This window comes from Streptomyces bottropensis ATCC 25435 (assembly GCF_000383595.1).
GTDB classification, from domain to species: Bacteria; Actinomycetota; Actinomycetes; order Streptomycetales; family Streptomycetaceae; genus Streptomyces; species Streptomyces bottropensis.
In genome coordinates, this window is sequence record NZ_KB911581.1 from 6,222,017 (window position 1) to 6,238,531 (window position 16,515).

General features: G+C 72.7%; 14 protein-coding genes and 1 tRNA gene. 6 read left to right on the plus strand and 9 right to left on the minus strand.

Features of this window, described 5'->3' with window-relative positions:
* Nucleotides 1–387: 387 nt before the first annotated feature.
* The 3 genes from STRBO_RS0127770 to STRBO_RS0127780 form a co-directional block, all read right to left on the minus strand.
* On the minus strand, nucleotides 388–1,455 hold the full coding sequence (locus STRBO_RS0127770) for a maleylacetate reductase (RefSeq protein WP_005484503.1): 1,068 nt from the start codon (nucleotides 1,453–1,455) through the stop codon (nucleotides 388–390).
* Nucleotides 1,455–2,423 (minus strand): dioxygenase family protein, encoded by a 969-nt coding sequence (locus STRBO_RS0127775; RefSeq protein WP_005484505.1) that lies wholly within the window; start codon nucleotides 2,421–2,423, stop codon nucleotides 1,455–1,457. The genes STRBO_RS0127770 and STRBO_RS0127775 overlap by 1 nt, the downstream gene beginning before the upstream one ends.
* 99 nt (nucleotides 2,424–2,522) lie before the next feature.
* A complete protein-coding gene (locus STRBO_RS0127780; RefSeq protein ID WP_005484507.1) occupies nucleotides 2,523–4,292 on the minus strand; it encodes an FAD-dependent oxidoreductase in 1,770 nt (589 codons plus the stop codon).
* Nucleotides 4,293–4,707: 415 nt separating this feature from the next.
* Between STRBO_RS0127780 and STRBO_RS0127785 the strand changes: the two genes are divergently transcribed.
* Complete coding sequence (locus tag STRBO_RS0127785; RefSeq protein WP_028796882.1) at nucleotides 4,708–6,651, plus strand: helix-turn-helix domain-containing protein; 1,944 nt, start codon at nucleotides 4,708–4,710, stop codon at nucleotides 6,649–6,651.
* A gap of 121 nt (nucleotides 6,652–6,772) precedes the next feature.
* Entirely contained in the window at nucleotides 6,773–7,606 is an 834-nt protein-coding gene (locus tag STRBO_RS0127790; protein WP_005484511.1) for a class II glutamine amidotransferase, read from the plus strand.
* Between the two features lie 111 nt (nucleotides 7,607–7,717).
* Here STRBO_RS0127790 and STRBO_RS0127795 read toward each other — a convergent pair.
* Nucleotides 7,718–7,791 (minus strand) — tRNA-Pro (locus STRBO_RS0127795).
* 99 nt (nucleotides 7,792–7,890) lie between these two features.
* Between STRBO_RS0127795 and STRBO_RS40660 the strand changes: the two genes are divergently transcribed.
* Complete coding sequence (locus STRBO_RS40660; RefSeq protein WP_020115176.1) at nucleotides 7,891–8,457, plus strand: DUF309 domain-containing protein; 567 nt, start codon at nucleotides 7,891–7,893, stop codon at nucleotides 8,455–8,457.
* Here STRBO_RS40660 and STRBO_RS0127805 read toward each other — a convergent pair.
* The gene (locus STRBO_RS0127805; protein WP_005484516.1) at nucleotides 8,443–9,216 is read right to left on the minus strand and encodes a sulfite exporter TauE/SafE family protein; all 774 of its coding nucleotides are present in this window, start codon (nucleotides 9,214–9,216) and stop codon (nucleotides 8,443–8,445) included. The two genes, STRBO_RS40660 and STRBO_RS0127805, sit on opposite strands and share 15 nt — an antisense overlap.
* A gap of 197 nt (nucleotides 9,217–9,413) precedes the next feature.
* On the opposite strand from STRBO_RS0127805, the gene STRBO_RS0127810 reads away from it, so the two are divergent.
* From STRBO_RS0127810 to STRBO_RS0127820, 3 genes are read left to right on the plus strand one after another with little or no spacing between them, the layout of a single operon-like run.
* Complete coding sequence (locus tag STRBO_RS0127810; RefSeq protein ID WP_005484519.1) at nucleotides 9,414–10,223, plus strand: alpha/beta hydrolase; 810 nt, start codon at nucleotides 9,414–9,416, stop codon at nucleotides 10,221–10,223.
* A gap of 53 nt (nucleotides 10,224–10,276) precedes the next feature.
* Nucleotides 10,277–10,552: a WhiB family transcriptional regulator gene (locus tag STRBO_RS0127815; RefSeq protein WP_037627992.1), complete on the plus strand. Its 276-nt coding sequence runs from the start codon at nucleotides 10,277–10,279 to the stop codon at nucleotides 10,550–10,552.
* Nucleotides 10,553–10,574: 22 nt separating this feature from the next.
* Entirely contained in the window at nucleotides 10,575–11,057 is a 483-nt protein-coding gene (locus tag STRBO_RS0127820; RefSeq protein ID WP_005484522.1) for a Dps family protein, read from the plus strand.
* A 120-nt stretch (nucleotides 11,058–11,177) separates the two neighbouring features.
* Here the strand turns inward: STRBO_RS0127820 and STRBO_RS0127825 are convergent, their stop codons facing one another.
* The 4 genes from STRBO_RS0127825 to STRBO_RS0127840 form a co-directional block, all read right to left on the minus strand.
* A complete protein-coding gene (locus tag STRBO_RS0127825) occupies nucleotides 11,178–12,539 on the minus strand; it encodes an amidohydrolase family protein (RefSeq protein ID WP_005484523.1) in 1,362 nt (453 codons plus the stop codon).
* Nucleotides 12,540–13,049: 510 nt separating this feature from the next.
* A complete protein-coding gene (locus STRBO_RS0127830; protein ID WP_005484524.1) occupies nucleotides 13,050–14,396 on the minus strand; it encodes an NtaA/DmoA family FMN-dependent monooxygenase in 1,347 nt (448 codons plus the stop codon).
* A gap of 20 nt (nucleotides 14,397–14,416) precedes the next feature.
* Nucleotides 14,417–15,670, minus strand: a complete 1,254-nt coding sequence (locus tag STRBO_RS0127835; RefSeq protein WP_005484525.1) for an LLM class flavin-dependent oxidoreductase — start codon at nucleotides 15,668–15,670, stop codon at nucleotides 14,417–14,419.
* A 14-nt stretch (nucleotides 15,671–15,684) separates the two neighbouring features.
* Nucleotides 15,685–16,482, minus strand: coding sequence for a GNAT family N-acetyltransferase (locus STRBO_RS0127840; protein ID WP_005484526.1), 798 nt, complete (start codon nucleotides 16,480–16,482; stop codon nucleotides 15,685–15,687).
* Nucleotides 16,483–16,515: the final 33 nt, after the last annotated feature.

A 16,515-nucleotide genomic window follows, 5' to 3' on the forward strand; every position in this document is an offset into this window, starting at 1 on the left:
AACCGGGCCCAGCGGGGGAGCATTCCAGATCCTGTCCACTCTTTCCTTGCCACCATGGCCGAATTAGGGCAGCCGCCACCTCTGTCAGCGAGCAGTGGCGACACATGGCATAACCATCCGGCAAACGGAATCCATTGCTTCCGAAATGCCCGCATGCCCGGATGTTCTTTCCCTGCGCCGCAAACCCGCTATCGGCCTGGACGGGCCGGCACAGCGTTCGACGCCGAGGATGTCGGCGGAACGCAGGTGTGGGTCACGGGTGTTGTCGGGCTCGTCCGCGGAGTCGCGGCTCCCTTTCGGGTTCTCGGTGCTCGCCGTGCGGTTCGTGTCGTGCGGTTCGTGTCGTGCGGTTCGCGGATGCGGCTGGTGTCGAGTGGTCCGTGTCGGTCAGGACCACACCCGTGGCCGGACGCCCTCGTGCGCCGCTTCGAGGATCGCCAGGGCGTCCGCCGTGGTCACCTGCCGGGGGTTGGGGTAGGCCTGTCCCGTCACCTCGGTGGCCGCACGTTCCAAGTCGGAGTGTTTCAGGCCGAGTTCGGCCAGGGAGCGGGGCGCGCCGAGGTCGCTCGTCAGGTTCCACAGAGCCTCGGCGGCGTCGGTGGTGTCCAGGGCGCGGCCCAGTGCCGTCAGGGCGTCGGGCGCGGCCGGGGCGTTGTAGGCGACGACGTACGGCAGGACGACCGTGTGGGTCTCGGCGTGCGGGAGGCCGAAGGTGCCGCCGAGGACGTGGCACAGCTTGTGGTGCAGGCCCATGGTGGTCGCGCCGAGTGCGGTGCCGCACAGCCAGGCGCCGTAGAGGGCGCGTCCGCGCGCCGCCAGGTTCGCGGGGTCGGCCACCACCTCGCGGAGCGCGCCCGTCATGGCCCGGGCGCCCTCCTGCGCCGTCAGCGACACCAGGGGCGAGACGTCCGGCGCGTACAGGGCCTCGGCGGCGTGGGCGACCGCGTTGATGCCGCTGGTCACGGAGAGGGGGACGGGGAGGGAGAGGGTGAGTTCGGCGTCGTAGACGACGCTGCGCGGCAGGACCGACGGGGCGCGGCCGGTGCGCTTGGCGCCGTGTTCGGTCAGGCCCCAGACCGGGGTCATCTCGGAGCCGGAGTACGTCGACGGCACGGCGATCAGCGGCAGTTCGGTGCGGAGCGCGATCGCCTTGCCCAGTCCGATCGCCGAGCCGCCGCCGACGGCCACGCAACCGTCCGCGCCCGCGTCCCGCGCCGCCCCGACCGCCTGGTCGGCCACCTCCACCGGCACGTGTTGGCGAGCCTGCGCGAACAGTCCGGCACACGCGTCGCCGAGTGAGCCGGCGACCGCGCGGGCCGTCGCGGCACCCCGGGGGCCGCACACCACCAACAGCCGCCGCAGGCCCAGCCGTTCGGCCTCCCCCGCCACCGCGGTCACCGCCGCGCCCGGACGCATGACGATCCGCATGGGCCGGGCCTCGTACTCGAACTCCATCACGAACGCTCCGAGCCGTCCGTGACGGAGGAGTCCCCTGGGCCGAGTACGAGGTCGAAGCGGGCGTGCCGGAACGGGTTGGGGATGCCGAACCGCTGGGCCAGGGACGGGTCGTCGGTCTCCGTGAAGTCCTGGACGAGGCTTTCCTTCACCGCGAACACCGCGTCGGAGTCGAGGTGGTCGCTGCCGGCCACGAAGATGTGCGTGGTGACCGGGGTGTGTCCCTTCGCCGAGACGATGAAGTGGATGTGGGCCGGGCGGTAGGGGTGGCGGGAGGTCGCCCGCAGGAGGTCGCCGACCGGACCGTCCGTGGGGATGGGGTACGGGCTCGGTACGCAGGTGCGGAACCAGAAGCGGCCGTCGGCGTCCGCCGTGAACAGTCCGCGGCCGTTGCCCGGCGGCTGGACGTCGGGCTGCTGGACGTCGTAGTAGCCCTCGGCGTCCGCCTGCCAGACGTCGAGGACCGCGCCGGGCAGCGCGGTGCCGTCCCTCGACAGCACGCGCCCGCTGATCACGCACGGTTCGCCGCCGCCGACCAGGTCGATGTCCGCGCCGAGTTCCCGGACCGGGGACTCGGTCATGTGGAACGGGCCGAGGACCGTCGACTCGGTCACGCCGTCGGGCCCCTCGCTCTCGCCCCGCTCCTCCTTCCCCTCCCCCTCGTCGCGTTCGTCGCGCTCGTCCCGTCCGCCCCGGCCCTCGCTGTTGATCGTCTCGACCAGCATCGAGATGCCGAGGACGTCCGACAGGAGGACGAACTCCTGCCGGGTGTCCGTACACGCCCGCCCGGTCGCCGTCAGGAAGGCGATGGCCTGTTCCCACTCGGTCATCGTCGGCTCCGCCTCGCGGACGAAGGCGTGCAGATGGCGGGTGAGGGCGGCGAGCAGCTCGCGCAGGCGCGGGTCGGCCGTGCCGTCGAAGCTGTCGACGACGGCCTCGGTGATCCGGGTGGTGTATTCGGTGGTCATGCCCCACTCCTACGAACGTTCACGCGGCTCCGCCGGGGCGGAGCCGACAGCTGTTCCCCGCAGGGGACGCACGCGACGCCCGCCCCGGGGACCTCCGTCTCAGGCACGCCCGAGGATGCGCCGCACCGCCCCCGTCAGCAACCGCTCGGCCTCCTCCGGGGACACGGCCGCCCGCGCGTGCCGGAAAGCGACGTACCCGTCCGGCCGTACGAGGAGGGCTCCGCCGTCGGCGACCTCGCTGAGCCGTGCCCAGTCGCCGTACGGGTCCTCGTACTCCTGGCCGGGGCCGATGACGGCGGTGGCGATCTCCAGCAGGTCCTGGGCGCCGGCGGCCCGGATCCAGTCGGCGCCGCCGATGCCGGTGAGCAGGGTGAAGCGGCCCTTGCCGACGGTGTCGAGCGTGGACAGGGTGCGGGTGCCGGAGGTGATCCAGGCGTGCGGGAGTTTGGCCCCGGGGCGGGAGGTGGGCTGGTGGAACAGCTCGGGGTCGCGGTCGAAGCCGGGGTCGGGGGTGCCGTCGGGGACGACGGCGGCGGAGCTCTCGGCGGAATACCGCTGGTTGAGTTCGACGCCGTGCGCGTTGAACTCGTACACCTTGAACCCGATCGCCTCGCGGAGCTTCGCCCGCTGCTTCTCGGCGGCCTCGGTGTCGTCCTTGCGGGCGGTGATGTTGGCCCACAGCTGCTCGGGGGTCTGCGGGGCGAGCCCGTCGAGCGCCTCGAAGACGGGAGCGGTCTCGCCGATGGACTTGTTGGCACGGGTGACGATCTGCCTGCCGATCGGGGCGCGTTCGGCGGTGTAGGTGTCGAGGAGCGCGGGCGACGCGGTGCCGTCGAGGACGAGCTTGAGCTTCCAGGCCAGGTTGTAGGAGTCCTGGATGGAGGTGTTGGAGCCGAGGCCGTTGGACGGCGGATGGCGGTGCGTGGCGTCGCCGGCGCAGAAGACCCGCCCGCTCGAGTAGGTCTCCGCGTACATCTCGTTGACGGTCCAGGCCGAGGACGACCTGATGGTCACCGGGATCTCGTCGTCGCCGACCAGCCTGCGGACGATCGACTCGGCGTACTCGGTGGTCAGGTCGGGGGCGCCCGCGGTCACGTCGTAGCCCCAGACGATCAGCCACTCGTCCCAGGGCCGGACGCACCGGACCAGGCCCGCGCCGATACCACCGACGGTGGCGCCGGGGGCCAGCACCCAGTAGAGGGTGGACGGGCGGTGCGCGGTGTACTTCGAGAGGTCGGCGTCGAAGACGATGTTGATGCTGCCGGCCACACCCATCTGACCGCCCATGGGCAGACCGGCGTGCTCCGCCACCTGGGAGCGGCCTCCGTCGGCGCCGATGAGGTACTTGGCGCGGATGGTGTACTCGTCGCCGCGCAGCCGGTCCTCGACGGTGACCGTGACGCCCTCGTCGTCCTGGACGAAGGACTTGTATACGGTGCTGAAGCGCAGGTTCGTGCCCCGCGCCACCGCCGCGTCGACGAGCACGGGCTCCATGAGGTGCTGCGGCATGTCGCACATACGGGTGGGGCTGGCCAGCTCGTGGGCGGCCTGGACGAGCGGGTCGTTGCCCCACGATCGGACTCGGCCCAGCTCCTCCCCGGCAAGGCTGGTGCAGAACGTCGTGTCGCCCATCAGATCCTGCGGCGTGGCTCTCGCGACGACCTCGTCCTCGACGCCGAGGTCGCGCAGCACCTCCATGGTGCGCTGGTTGGTGATGTGCGCCCGGGGCGTCTCCGCGAGACGCGAGAAGCGGGTCACCACGATGTTGGGGACGCCGTACGTACTCAGGGCGAGCGCGGCGGCGGCGCCCGCGGGGCCACTGCCCACGATCAGTACGTCGGTCACGACATCCGGCTCTACGGTGTGCACGAGAGACGCTCCAAGGAATGAGGACAGGCACGGCCGCTCAAGATCATGGAGGGCGGCGCGGAAGCGTGGGTGTCTCAACTTGAGACAGTGCGCGCTGCTTGGCCGACGGACGTCGTACGGGGTGCGGCGGCCGGGGCCGCAGGCCGGGGCCGCAGGCCGGGGCCGCAGGCCGGGGCCGCAGGCCGGGGCCGCAGGCCGGGGCCGCAGGCCGGGGCCGTTCGAGAGCGGGAGGGCGTGGAGCGCGGGAGGGCGGATTCCGGCTGGGAGAGCGGGCGGGCGTGGAGTGCCGGGGGGCGAAATCCGGCGGGCGGGTGGGCGGCCGTGGCGGGGCAAGCGGGCGGTGCGGGCTCACCTGGCGGGGAAATCCGGGATGGACGGCACGCTTTCGATCTCGCCGGGTACGGTGAGTGGTGTCGTGACCACAGTGGAGCAACTCCCCGTCCACCCTGCCCTGGAATCGCTGGGCAGGGCCCGTGAGTTGTTCCTCGCGGGGCGCCAACTCCCGGACGGAGTACCGGAGGAGATCCTCGCCGCCTGGAGGCGTGCCCGGTTCTTCGGCCTACGGCACGACGTGCCGCGCTCCGCGACCGGGGCGGCCGAGGTGACCGGCACGAGCGGCGCGGCCCCGAGGCCCGCCGCCCCGCCGCGCGATGCCGTACGACCGGACGGGTGCGACCTGTTGACCGCGGCGCGGCCGGTGCTCGAACGCCTCGCTCCCGCCGTGGGCACCGGTCGGGCGGCGCTCCTGCTGACCGACGAACGGCCGCGGGTGCTGTGGGCTACCGGATGCGCTCCCGGCGCCCCCTTCTGCGAGGACCTCTCCGAACAGGTGGTCGGCAACAACAGCGCGGCGCTCGCGCTGCGCACCCGGCGCCGCGCCGAGGTGCACGGTCCGGAGCACTTCCTCGACCTGTGGCAGGACGTGTCGGCGGTCAGCGTGCCCGTGCTCGCGCCGGAGACCGGGCGGGCCGTGGGCACGGTGACGGTCACCACCGGACTGTGCGCCGACCGCGCCCCGCATCCGTGGGCGTCCCTCGCCGAGGCCGCCGCCGATGCCGTCGAGGCGGAGCTGCTGGCGCGGTCGCAGCCCGCCGAGCGGGTCCTGCTGGACGCGTATCTGCGGGCCTCGCGGCAGCGGGGGCGGGCGGTCGTCGCCCTGGACGGCCGCAACCGTCTGGTCAGCGAGGCCGCGGGGCGGCTGCTGTCACCGGAGGGGTTGGACGCGCTGGAGCGGAGCGTCGTCGCGCTGTTACGGGACGGGGGCGGCGGGAGCCGGCATGCGGCGGCTGACCACGCGGGTGCGGCCGCGCCGGAAGCGGTGTCCGCGGCAGGGGCCGAAGCCGGCATGGACACCGACGTGCCCGTACCCGCTTCGGCGTCCGCACTCGTGCCCGTACCCGCTTCGGCCTCCGGGGCGATGACCACGACCGCCGCCGCCCCGGACTCGTACCGCGTCCGGCTGCCGGACGGTGTGCGGTGTTCGGCCAAGGTCTCCCCGGTGGCGCGTCGGGGGTCGGTCATCGGCGCGGTGGCCGTGCTGGAGCCGCTGGGATCCGGTGGCGCCGTGCCTCTCGGACGGGGTGTCGTGGCCCTGGCCGGGCGCTCGGTGCCGTGGCGGTACGCGGCCGGCCGGGCGGCGGAGCTGGCCCGGTCGCCCGAGCCGTTGCTGCTCGTCGGCGAACGTGGTACCGGCAAGACCGCGCTCGCCCGCGAACTGGCGCCCGAGCTGCTGGTCGTCGACGCGGCGGAGGGTGAACTGGGCTCGGTACTCCTGGCGTTGAGGGAGGGCCACACGCTCCTGATCCGCCATGTCGAGCGCCTCGCGCAGCCCGACACCGCGACCCTCAACTCACTCCTCGCCTCGCATCCGGGGACACCGCTGCTGGCCACCTACACCCCCGGAGCACCGCCCAGCCCCTGCCTCCAGCGCCTTCTGGACAGGCTCGCCGCCCGGTCCGTCACCCTCCCGGCCCTCCGTGAACGGCCGGAGGACATCCGGGAGTTACTGACGGCCCTGGCCCCGAAGCCGGTACCGGGTCAGCCGCCGCTCACCTGGACACTGGACGCCCTGCGGGCCCTGGAGCAGCATCCGTGGCCCGGCAACGTCACCGAACTCGTGCATCTGGTCCGCGCCTTGGCCGAACAGCGGCGCGTGTCCGGGCCCGTCGTGCGCGCCGAACTGCCGGATCCCGTCCGCGAGGGCCCGGCCGCCCGGCGCCTGAGCCCCATGGAGCGCGCGGAACGCTCCGCCATACTGGAGGCCCTGCGCCGCAACGGCGGCAACAAGGCCCGCGCGGCGGCGTCGCTGGGCATCGCCCGTGCCACGTTGTACCGGAAGCTGCGGGGGTACCGGGGCTGAGCCGTTCGCGCACGGGAGCGGCGGTGCCGGGCGGCCGTCGTGTGGCGATCATCGGACGGCCGCACGACCATGGGAAAGCCGCTTCACCCGTACGGCCCGTCTGCCAGGAAGGTGGTAGCCGATGTGCAGGTGGCTCGCCTATTCGGGAACGCCCATCCTGCTCGACACGATCCTCTACCGGCCGGCGCACTCCCTGATCGACCAGAGTCTGCACTCCCGGCTGGGTGTCGAGACCACCAACGGTGACGGGTTCGGCATCGGCTGGTACTCGCCCGGCCTGGAGACCCCCGCGATCTTCCGCGACATCGGTCCGGCCTGGAGCAACCGCAATCTGCGGGAGATCGCCGACCATGTCCGCTCCCCGATCTTCTTCGCCCACATCCGGGCGTCGACCGGTACGGCGGTGCAGCAGACCAACAGCCACCCCTTCCGGCACGGCCGCTGGTTGTGGATGCACAACGGCGCGATCGCGGACTTCCACCGGATACGGCGGGATCTCTCGCTGGCCGTCGACCCGGAGCTGTTCGCCGACATCGAGGGGCAGACGGACTCGGAGCTGATGTTCTACCTGGCGCTCACTCTCGGTCTGGAGGAGGACCCTCCGGGCGCGGTCGCGCGGATGGCGGGCCTGGTGGAGCGGGTCGGTCGCGAGCACGGGGTGGAGTTCCCGCTGCAGATGACGGTCGCCTTGACGGACGGAGAGGCGCTGTGGGCCTTCCGTTACTCCAGCCAGAAGCAGTCGCGCTCGCTGTTCTACAGCACCCGGGTGGAGACGTTGCGCGCGCTCCACCCCGACCTGTCGTTCCTGCGGGAGGTCTCCGACGAGACCCGTCTCATCGTCTCCGAGCCCCTGGGCGACATGCCCGGCGCCTGGAACGAGGTCCCCGAGAACAGCTACGGCGTCGTCCGGCCCGGGGAGGACGTCCTGGGTGCCTTCTCCCCGCAGCCCGTGTAGCCGCCCGGTGACGCCGGAAGGCGCTCCCGGTCCGGCCGCGCATGACTCAGGGGCCGTGCGGAGTGTTCCGCCACGGCCCCTGAACTGCGACTTCACCACGTCTTCGTGAAGTCGGGACGACAGGATTTGAACCTGCGACCCCTTGACCCCCAGTCAAGTGCGCTACCAAGCTGCGCCACGTCCCGGTGCGCTGTCCGCGGTGAACCGCGTGATCGCGCAGTGAGAACTTTACCGTACGTCGGCCCCTGCCCCGCAGCCGGTGCGAGGCGGGGGACAATCGAGGGATGAGCGGGACAGCGGAGGACGGGACGACGGGGCGGGGGCGGGACCGGGACGAGGAGGGGCGGGTGCGCAGTGCGCGGCCCCGGGACGGGCTGGGGCGCCCGCTGCCTTACGGGGCGCCGGGGGTCGAGCGGCAGCCCGAGGGGGTGCTGCGGGAGCCGGAGGAGACGGTCGTCGAGGCGCAGGCCCTGCTGGACGCGGGGAAGCCGTTCCACGCGCACGAGGTCTTCGAGGACGCCTGGAAGTCCGGGCCCGACGAGGAACGCGCGCTGTGGCGGGGGCTCGCCCAGCTCGCGGTGGGCCTCACCCACTCGGCGCGGGGGAACGTCAAGGGCGGAGCCCTGTTGCTGCGGCGCGGGGCCGGGGCCGTCGAGGAGTGGGGGGCCGCCAGCGGACGGCGGCAGCCCTACGGCGTCGATCTGGCCGGGGTCGGGGCCTGGGCGCGGCGGCTGGCCGGCGTCGTGGAGCGGGAGGACCGCGCGGTCGACGCGCGGGCCTGGGCCCCCCGGTTGCGCCCCGCGCACCCGGCACCGGAGTCCTCCGCGCCCGGCCCCTCAGCGGAGCAGTAGCTGCAGGCCGCCCACGATCGTCGCCGCGATGACCAGTTGTTCGAACAGCTTCTGGTTGATGCGGTTCACCGCCCACTTGCCGAGGAAGGCGCCCGGCACGACGAACAGGGCCAGGGCGGCGTCCAGGAGCAGGGAGTGCGCGTCGATGAGGCCGAGGCCCACGCTGAAGGGGACCTTGGAGACGTTGACGATGAGGAAGAAGAAGGCGGACGTGCCCAGGAAGCCGAGCTTCCGGAAGCCCGCCGAGAGCAGGTACAGGGACATCACGGGCCCGCCGGCGTTGGCGACCATGGTGGTGAAGCCGCCGAGAACGCCGTACGAGCGGGCCTTGACGCGGCCTGCGCGGGTGGTGACGGCGTCGGGTTCGTCGTCCTTGTCGGCCGTGCGCCGGCGCCGGATCGTGACGGCCGCCATCAGCAGCAGGATCGCGCCGATCGACGTGCGCACGATCTGGTCGTCGGCCCGGATCAGGAAGAGCGTGCCGAGGACGACACCGGCGCCGACCGCCGGGAAGAGCTTCCACAGGGTGGGCCAGTGGGCGTGCCGGCGGTAGGTCAGGACGGCGAGGACGTCCCCGACGATGAGAATCGGGAGCAGGACGCCGGTCGAGGCACGGGCGGGCAGGACCGCCGCGAAGATCGCGAGGCTGACCGTGTTGGCGCCGCTCACGGCGGTCTTCGAGAAACCGACGAGCAGGGCCGCGAAGGCGAGGGCCGCGAGCTCGGCCGTGGACAGGTGCCAGAGAGTCATCGTGTTCATGCGGGGTCCGATGGTATGCGCACCTATCGGCACGCGACAGGACCGTCTCGCCAGTTGACCCTGCTCCCGCCCCGGTCCGGGATCCGGTCATCTCCCGGCCGCCCGGTGGCGGGTTTCGCCCCGGACGGCCCATGGACCATCGTCCGACGGGCTGGCAAGATCCCCCGGGTACCTTCACCGACGTAGTTGGAGGAGTCATGGCCGACTCGCGCGAGCACAGCTTCGCCGGTACGCGGGGCGGTGTCACCGCACGGGAATGGCCGTGCGAGGGGGCGCGCTACGTCGTGCTCCTGGTGCACGGCTACGGGGAGCACATCGGCCGGTACGAGCATGTGGCCGATGCCCTGGTGCGGCACGGCGCGGCGGTGTTCGGCCCCGACCACATGGGGCACGGCAGGTCGGCGGGCGAGCGGGTGCTGATCGAGGACTTCGAGGCCGTGGTCACCGATCTGCACGCGGTGGAGGTGCGGGCCAGGGCCGCCTACCCGGGTCTGCCGGTGGTGCTGATCGGCCACTCGATGGGCGGTCTGATCGCCGCGCGGTACGCCCAGCGGTACGGCGCCGGGCTCGCCGCGATCGTGCTCTCGGGGCCGCTGATCGGGATCTGGGAGCCGCTGCGGGCGCTGCTGGCCCCGCCGGGGGTGCCCGAGGTCCCGCTCGACCCGAAGCTGCTCTCCCGGGACATGGCGGTCGGCGCCGCGTACGCGAACGATCCGCTGGTGTGGCACGGCCCGTTCAAGCGGCCGACGCTGGAGGCGATCGACCGCGGCCTGGCGGCGATCTCGAAGAACGGTCCGCTCGAAGCGCTCCCGCTGCTGTGGCTGCACGGCGACGACGACCGGATCGTGCCGCTGTCCGGCAGCCGTACGGGCATCGAGGAGTTCCGGGGCGCCGACTGGACCGAGCGGGTCTATCCGGGCGCCCGGCACGAGGTGTTCAACGAGACGAACAAGGCCGAAGTGCTCGCGGACGTCAAGGAGTTCGTGGACTGTGCGCTGCGGCGCTGAGGCGCCGGCGTACGCCGCGTTTTCACGTGTCCGACCTGGGCACCCGCACCCGCATGGAGTGGTTGCGGCAAGCGGCCTGCGTGGGAGAGGACCCCGAACTGTTCTTCCCCGTGGGCACCACGGGACCGGCGCTCGACGACGTCGCCGCCGCCAAACGTGTCTGCGGCCGCTGCCCGGTGCGCCGCGAGTGCCTGAACTGGGTGCTCGGCAACGGGCAGACGGCCGGCGTGTGGGGCGGCATGGGCGAGGAGGAACGCACCGACCTGCTCCGTAGAGCCGGGAGCGCCGACGCCGCCCGGCACGAGGCGCTGGCCGGTATGCCTGGATGAAGCGATTGAGGAGTACTGCGCAATGACGATGGTGAGGAGCACACTTCCCGAGTCCGCCCGCCGGATCGCGGGCGACGCGCTGCAGGAGAGCCTGGTGGATCTGCTGGGCCTCTCGCTGATCGGGAAGCAGGCCCACTGGAACGTGGTGGGACCGAGGTTCCGTTCGATCCACCTGCAGCTCGACGAGGTGGTGTCCACGGCACGGACGTTCGCCGACCAGGTCGCCGAACGCGCGGCGGCGATCGGGGTGGCCCCGGACGGCCGGCCCGAGACCGTGGCGACCCGGTTCGCCCTCCAGGGGCCGAAGGACGGCTGGCTGCGGGACACCGAGGTCGTACGGCTGCTGGTGGAGGCGCTGGAGGCGGCGATCGGGCGGCTGCGTGGGCGCATCGAGGTCACGGAGGAGGCCGACAAGGTCACGCAGGACCTGTTGATCTCCGTCACCTACGAGCTGGAGAAGCAGCGCTGGATGTTCGAGGCGGAGAACTGGCCGCGCGAGGACTGACCGCGCGGCGGGCGGGCGGCGCCTGCGCGCTCGCCGTCCTTCGCGACGGTCCCGGACCGCCGGGGTGCCCGAAGCCGTACGGCTTCGGGCACCCCGGCGGTCCGGCGTGTCAGTGGTCCGTCAGGCGTCCGGCTTCTTCGCCGCCACGGCGGTCAGCAGCCGGTCGCGTGACTCCTCGACCAGGCGGCGGGCCCGGCCCACGTCCGCGAGCAGCCGGCCGTCGCGCTTGTGGACCACTCCGTCGACGATGACCGTCTCGACGTTGGAGACGTCCGCGCAGAGGGTGACGGCCGCCACCGCGTCGTGCACCGGCGCCATGTTGAGGGCGGTGGCGTCGAGGGCGACGACATCGGCCCGCTTGCCGGGCGTCAGGGAGCCGGTACGGTCCTCCACGCCGGCCACGTGGGCCCCGTTGAGCGTGGCCATCTCCAGCATCTGACGTACCGTCAACATGGTCTTCGGGACGGGCAGGTTGGCCTGCCAGCAGTCGGCGTTGACCCGGGCCCGTTCGGCGCCGAAGGCGGCCCGGATCTGGGTGAACATGTCGCCGGGCACGGTGGTGACGACGTCGATGCTCAAGGACGGCCGCAGCCCGTGTTCGACGGCCTGCATCACGGGCGGCCAGCCGTGGCCCATCTGCGTCTCCACCTGGGCGGAAATGGACACCGTGCCACCGCTGTCGGCCACCATCCGCCACTCGTCCTCGCTGAGGTGACAGCAGTGGACGTAGGTCGTGTCGGGCCCGAGCAGACCCAGCTGGTTCAGCTGCCTGACCATGCCGAAGCGCCCGGCGAGGCGGCCCATGGCGACGTGCACGGTGATCGGGATGTCCAGCTCGCGGGCGAGGCCCCATTCGCGGGTGACGACGTCGTCGGCGCAGAAACCGGGGCCGCGCGTGGCCAGGGCCATGGTCAGCAGGCCGTCGCCGGAGGCGAAGTGCTGGTCGCGGACGCGGCGTACGTCGTCACCGGGTACCGCGATCTTGCTGTCGAACCAGTAGTCGGCGAGTGAGGTGTTCGCGCTCCCGTACGCGTACTGGGCACGGATGCCCGTCTCGGTCAGCGCCTGGATCGCGGCGTCCGGGTGCTCGGGCGTGTTGTTGATGTGCGACCAGTCGACGAGCGTGGTGATGCCCGCGTTGAGGCACTCCAGGGTGCCGGCCAGGTTGCCGGCGTACACGTCCTCGGGGGTGTAGACGGGCGCGAAGGTGTCGAGGACGTCGACGAAGTAGTCGTCGAGGGTGGCGTCGGGGGCGCAGCCGCGGATCGGCGCCTCCCAGGTGTGGCGGTGGGTGTCGACGAAGCCGGGGATCACGATGCGGCCGGTCATGTCGAGCACCTCGGCGTCCACGTCCGCGTCGATCTCGCGCCGGACCGCCGTGATCGTGCCGTCCTCGATGAGGACGTCGCCCCGGGGCAGGTCGCCGATGTCCGGATCCATCGAGACGACATGGCCCGCGCGCAGGAGCATCCGTTCGGTCATCGCCGTTCCTCCCAGAGGTGGGTGCGTATGAGAGCTGACGGAACGTCAGTATGCGGCGGATTCGCGGGCGGTTCCCGTGACCCGGCCGACGAGGGGGACGACCGGGACGAGGGCGGCGCGCCGGCTGTCGCGGTGCGGGGTCTTCCCGACGGACGCGCGCTCCCCGCGCGGTCGGGGCGGACGGGCCCGTGGTGCTCCTCGCGTGTCCGGTCCCGTCCGAGGCGCCCTGCCCGGCGGACGGCGTCGGGTCGGTGTGTGCGGATCGCCACGGCGACCACCCCCATCCCTGCGGAGTCAACGGCCTCACGGGGCGGGCGTCAAGCGATGCGGGCGTCAAGCGATGCGGGCGCCGAGTGACACGCACACGAGGCGGCCGCCGGCTCGCCGGCACTGGCACGGCGGCCGCTCTCCCCCGCCGACAGGGCCGGGGGCGCGGGGCGGGGGCGGGATGCTCCGTCCGGCGGCGGTGCTCGGTGCGGCTGCGCCGGACGGGGAACCCGGTCGTCGAGGTCAGGCGGGGGTGTCCAGGCCCAGGTGGTCGCGGAGGGTCGGGCCCTCGTAGTCCGTGCGGAAGACACCGCGCTCCTGGAGCAGGGGGACGACCTTGTCGGCGAAGGGGTCCAGGCCGGTGGGGGTGATGTGGGGGACGAGGATGAAGCCGTCGGCGGCGTCGGACTGGACGTACTCGTCGATGGTGCGGGCGACGGTCTCCGGGGAGCCGATGAAGTTCTGGCGGTTGCCGGTCTCGATGACCAGGTCCCGGATGGACCAGTCGTGGGCGGCGGCCAGTTCCCGCCATTCGCGGGCGGTGGCGAGCGGGTCGCGGTACATGCGCACCTGGGCGCGGCCCTTGGAGATGTGCGTGTCGCCGACCTCAGGGTCGATGTCGGGCAGCGGGCCGTCCGGGTCGTAGGAGGACAGGTCGCGGTTCCAGACGAACTCCAGGTGCTTGAGGGCGGTGGCGCCGCTGACCTGGAGGCGGCGTACCTCCTTGGCGAGTTCCTCGGCCTCGGCGTCGGTGTCACCGAGGACGAAGGTCGCGGCGGGCAGGATCAGCAACTGGTCCTCGCGGCGGCCGTACTTGGCGAGGCGGCTCTTGACGTCGGTGTAGAAGGCCCGGCCGGCGTCCAGGCTCGCGTAGCGGCTGAAGATGGCGTCGGCGCCGGCGGCGGCGAACTCACGGCCCTCGTCGGAGTCCCCCGCCTGGAAGATCACCGGGCGGCCCTGCGGGGAGCGCGGGACGTTGAACCGGCCCTCGATGTCGAAGTGCTGCCCCGAGTGCACGAAGGCTCCGGCCTTGGCGTCGCGCAGGAAGACGCCCGTCTCCTGGTCGGCGACGATCTCGTCCCCGTCCCAGGAGTCGAAGAGTTCGTTCGCCGTGGCCAGGAACTCCTTGGCGCGGGAGTAGCGCTCCTCCTGCGGCAGGAAGCCTCCCCGGCGGAAGTTCTCGCCGGTGAAGGCGTCCCAGGAGGTGACGACGTTCCACGCGGCGCGCCCGTCGGAGAGGTGGTCGAGGCTCGCGAACTGGCGGGCCACCTCGTACGGCTCGTTGAAGGTGGAGTTGATGGTGCCGGTCAGTCCGAGGCGCTCGGTGACGGCGGCCAGCGCGGCGAGCACGGTGAAGGTGTCGGGGCGGCCGACCACGTCCAGGTCGTAGATGTGGCCGCCCTGTTCGCGCAGCCGCAGGCCCTCCGCGAGGAACAGGAAGTCGAACTTGGCGCGCTCGGCGGTCCGCGCGAAGTGCGCGAAGGAGCTGAACTCGATGTGGCTGCCGGCCTTGGGATCGCTCCACACGGTGGTGTTGTTGACGCCCGGGAAGTGGGCGGCCAGATGGACCTGCTTCAGGGGTTTGCTCATGGCGGTCGGTCTCCTACGGCTCAGACGGTCGCGGTCGTGGCGGCGGCGTAGCGTGCGGCGGGGCGGGGCAGCCCCAGCAGGCCGCGCAGGGTCCCGGCCTCGTAGGCCCGGCGGAAGACGCCGCGCCGCTGCAGTTCGGGCACGAGGCCGCGGGTGATCGCCGGGAGGTCGTGACCCAGCACGGCGGGGCGCAGCCGGAACCCCGTCAGACCGGCGGTGGCCAGATCCTGGAGGAGGTCCGCCAGTCGGGCCGGTGAGCCGGTGAAGATCCGGGCGTCGCTCGCGTAGGGCTCGCCGGCCAGCGCGTCGAGGCGCTGCCGTCGGGCGGCCGCTGCCGCCGGGTCGTCGTCGAGGAAGACCACGAGGTCGCCGAAGACGTGCAGCGGGTCGTCGGCGCGCCCGGCGGCCCGCTGCTCCGCGCGAATCTCGTCGACGATCGCCCGTGCCCGGTCGGTGTCGTGGGGCGTGACGTATCCGATGTCGGCCTGGCGGGCCACCAGCCGGTACGGGACGGTGTCGTGGGCGAGCGCGCTGACGACGGGCTGGCCCTGTGGGGGGCGGGGTGTGATGGAGGGGCCCTTGACGCTGAAGTGGCGGCCCTCGAAGTCGATGTAGTGCAGTTTGTCGCGGTCGACGAAGCGGCCGGTGGCCACGTCCCGGATCTCCGCGTCGTCCTCCCAGCTGTCCCACAGCCGGCGCACGACCTCGACGTGGTCGGCGGCCTCGTCGAACAGCTCGGTCACCAACTCCTGTGCGTCCGGGCTGTCGTAGGCCTCGATGCGCGGGATCGTACGGCGGCCGAAGTGGGCGGCCTCGTTCGGCCGGGCGGTGATCTGCACCCGCAGGCCCGCGCGGCCGGAGCTGACGTAGTCGAGGGTGGCGATGGCCTTGGAGATGTGGAAGGGCTCGGTGTGGGTGGCCACGACGGTCGGCACGATGCCGATGTGCCGGGTGAGGGGGGCGATCCGGGCGGCGACGAGGACGGCGTCCAGTCGGCCGCGGAGCTGGTCGGTGCGCTCGTCCGGCTCCAGGAAGTGGGCCGACTGCGGGCCGAGGCCGTCCTCGATGGTCACGAAGTCGAGCAGCCCGCGCTCGGCCTCGGCGACGAGGTCGGCCCAGTAGGCGGCGGTGAACACCTCGCGGGGGCGGGCCACCGGCTCACGCCAGGAGGCGGGGTGCCAGCCGGTGCCGTCGAGGGCGACGGCCAGGTGCAGCGGGGACGGCGCGGAGGCGGGGGCGGGTGTGGAGGAGGGGAAAGACGCGGCTGGGGACACGGGTGGGTGCCTTCCTAGGAAGTTCGTACGGCCCTGTCGCGGGGCGTGCCGGGGCTGCGGACCGCCACGATCGTGGAGCGGCGGCGCAGGGTGAAGCCGAGGGACTCGTAGAGGCGGATCGCGGTGATGTTGTCCGCGGCGGCGTGCAGGAACGGTGTCTCGCCGCGTGCGCGGATGCCGGCGGCGACCGCGCGGACGAGCCGGGTGGCAAGGCCCCGGCCGCGGTGGTCCGGGTCGGTGCAGACCGCGCTGATCTCCGTCCAGCCGGGTGGGTGGATGCGCTCGCCGGCCATGGCGACCAGTCGCCCCCGGTCCCGGATGCCGAGATAGGTGCCCATTTCCACGGTCCGCTTGAGGAAGGGGCCGGGCCGGGTGCGGGCGATGAGGTCCAGGATCTCGGGAACGTCGGCGAGCCCGAGCCGTACCGCTTCGGGGGCGTGCTCGGCCCGCAGCGCGGTGTCCACCAGCTGGACGCCCTGTCCACCGCCGGCCACCTCCCAACCGTCCGGCACCTCGTGGACCGGCTTGATCCGTACGACGGTCTCCGCGCCGACGAGCGCGTGCAGGTCGGCCCAGGCGGCCGGGTCCGCGGGGTCGGCGAGGGCGGCGAAGTCGTAGACGTCTCCCGGGTAGCGGGCGGCGGCGCCGAGGCGTTCGGCGAAGCCGGCGTGCGGGCCTACGCGGGAGGCCCAGACGGCGTTGTCGAGGACGGGTATGTCGAGCGCGGGGGTGGCGGCGGCGAACGCGGCGCGGGGTGCGCCGGCGGGTGCGGGCGGGGCTCCGCCTCCGTGGAGGTCGGTCCGGTGTGTCACGGAGGCGGAGCCCCTTTCTCGGTCGACAGGCCT